This is a genomic window from Clostridia bacterium (assembly GCA_036562685.1).
GTDB lineage: Bacteria > Bacillota > Clostridia > Christensenellales > DUVY01 > DUVY01.
On the sequence record DATCJR010000205.1, the window covers coordinates 1 to 2,396 of the forward strand.

A 2,396-nucleotide genomic window follows, 5' to 3' on the forward strand; every position below is an offset into this window, starting at 1 on the left:
TAATAGAGGAGGATTAAAGAAAAGTGTATATGAAATACTTGAATCAGAAGCTAATATATTCGCTTCAGAAATTCTTAGCCCTTATCAAGTGCTAATATGCCTTAATTGGACAAATTATAAATCGATTCAAATACACTGTGGTTTATCAACGGCCGCGGCTAAAACAAGAGCATCCCAAATATTCGATTTAATGTTAAATAATGTTTATATTGATGAAAACTGTGTTTTATATCAAAATTTCTATGAATTTATTCATACGAAACATTGTCCGCAATGTGGTTATTTTTTTGTTTCAAAAAATGCAAAATACTGTCCAATATGCGGAAATAAAAAATTAATTTGGGGTGAAGGATGTATGAAATATAAAGGGATAGCAACAGATGAAAATGGTATGGCTTTAATATGCCCAAAGTGTGGAAACGAAGAAGTAAACAAGGGAGATAAATATTGTAAAATCTGTGGAGCCTATTTAATTCAAATGTGTACAAATGAAAGTTGCAAATATAAGCCTGCTAATAATGCACGGTATTGTCCTAAGTGCGGTAGTATAACAACATTTTTTGAACAAGATTTTTTAATACCTTGGGAAAAAGAGAAAAAAGAATTAGAAGCCCAAAATAAAAAATTGAGGAACAAAATTGAAGATGCTGATGTAGACCTCGATTTTAATTTTGAAGAAATAGATTCTAAAGAACCAGTACCATTTTAATATTTGGGGGTTATGATATGAGAGGTCACATCACTAAGAAAAATAATAAATGGTATTTTGTCGTCGACGTAGGCAAAGTAAATGGAAAAAGAAAACAAAAATGGTCAAAAGGATTCGATAAGAAAAAACAGGCTGAAGAAGCTCTGGCAGAGTTTTTACAACAACTCAATTCAGGTCAATATATAGACGTTAAAGATAGTACAGTTTCCGATTTCTTAAATAAGTGGCTTCATGATTATGTTGAAATAAAATTAGCTCCCCGAACCCAAATCAGGTACAAAGAAATCATAAATAATTATATCATTCCTGAATTTGGCCATATGAAATTAAGAGATTTAAGACCTATCCATATACAAGATTATTATTCTAAACTTATCAAGAAACTTTCACCCTCTACAGTTCTTTATCACCATAGAGTGATCCACAAGGCACTGGAGCAAGCAGTAAAATGGCAGTATTTAGCCCATAACCCTGCCGATAATGTGGAACCCCCTACCCCTGATAAAAACGAATTTAAGGTATTATCTGCTGAACAATTAGACAAGCTCTTACATTATTTAAAACAACAAAATCACGTTTTATATATCCCCGTCTTTCTGGCTATAATGACAGGAATGCGTCGCGGCGAGATATGCGGCCTTCAATGGCAGGATGTAAATTTTGATAATGGGACCATACAAGTAAAAAGGCAACTACAGCGGATTAATGGCGAACTAGTTTTGAGAGAAACAAAAACAGCCGGCAGCCGCCGGCCCATCTCATTGGATGATTTTTCAGTTGCCGTTTTAAAAGAACATAGGAAAAAACAAAAAGAGAATAGAATCTTTTTCGGTTCAGAATATCACATAGAAAACCTTAATTTTGTCTGCACATGGCCTGATGGAAGGCTTATAGATCCAGACTATATTTCTCACGCTTTCCCGAAAGTTTTAAAAGAATTAGATCTACCTCAGGTTCGATTTCATGATTTAAGGCATACCAGCGCTACCATGCTTTTAGAAGCTGGTATACATCCTAAAATAGTAAGTGAACGATTAGGTCATACTGATATCAGAATCACATTGAATACCTATTCTCATGCACTCCCAGATATGCAGAAAGAAGCCGCAGAAAAACTAGCAAAAAAACTATTTTCAAAGTCGCGTTAGAAGAATGTTAGAAGAATAGCTTCTCACCGCACTTATGTTAGAAATTCAAAAACCCCGCAAAGCCTTGCGGGGCTTAATTTTCATTCTGGAGCTGACGGTGGGATTCGAACCCACGACCTGCGCATTACGAGTGCGCTGCTCTACCACTGAGCTACATCAGCCCACGTGATATATTTTACCCTCTTTATAACATCTAGTCAATAATTTTATTTTGAAACCCAAAATCACAATATCTAGTTGGCCTGAAGCATCGAAATGTGTCGCATTAAAAAAATTTAACAACTTAATTAACTTTTTTCGCAGTATAATAATATTATTATAATACTAAACACTTTGGATATTTGATGAGGAGGTGAATTTATTAGCCGGCAAGTTTAAATTCATCGAAACAAAAAAGTAGTAAAGACTCACGGTAATATGTCAATACCCTAAAACTGGAAAATAAAATTATCAGGGCAAAAAAAGACAATAATATCCCTCGCCAATTAGTATGGGAAAAATTGGCACAGAAGAGGTCAAATAAGTTTTAAAAACAAAAT

The 2,396-nt window shown here is 34.3% G+C and carries 2 protein-coding genes and 1 tRNA gene; 2 read left to right on the forward strand and 1 reads right to left on the reverse strand.

Annotation, left to right across the window (positions count from 1 at the left end; all coding sequences use genetic code 11):
- Both VIL26_08730 and VIL26_08735 read left to right on the forward strand, forming a co-directional pair.
- Nucleotides 1–709: zinc ribbon domain-containing protein (locus VIL26_08730; protein HEY8391010.1), on the forward strand; the 709-nt coding region annotated here is incomplete at its 5' end.
- Nucleotides 710–726: 17 nt separating this feature from the next.
- Complete coding sequence (locus VIL26_08735) at nucleotides 727–1,857, forward strand: site-specific integrase (protein HEY8391011.1); 1,131 nt, start codon at nucleotides 727–729, stop codon at nucleotides 1,855–1,857.
- 86 nt (nucleotides 1,858–1,943) lie between these two features.
- Here the strand turns inward: VIL26_08735 and VIL26_08740 are convergent.
- A tRNA-Thr gene (locus VIL26_08740) sits at nucleotides 1,944–2,018 on the reverse strand.
- Between the last annotated feature and the right edge of the window lie 378 nt (nucleotides 2,019–2,396).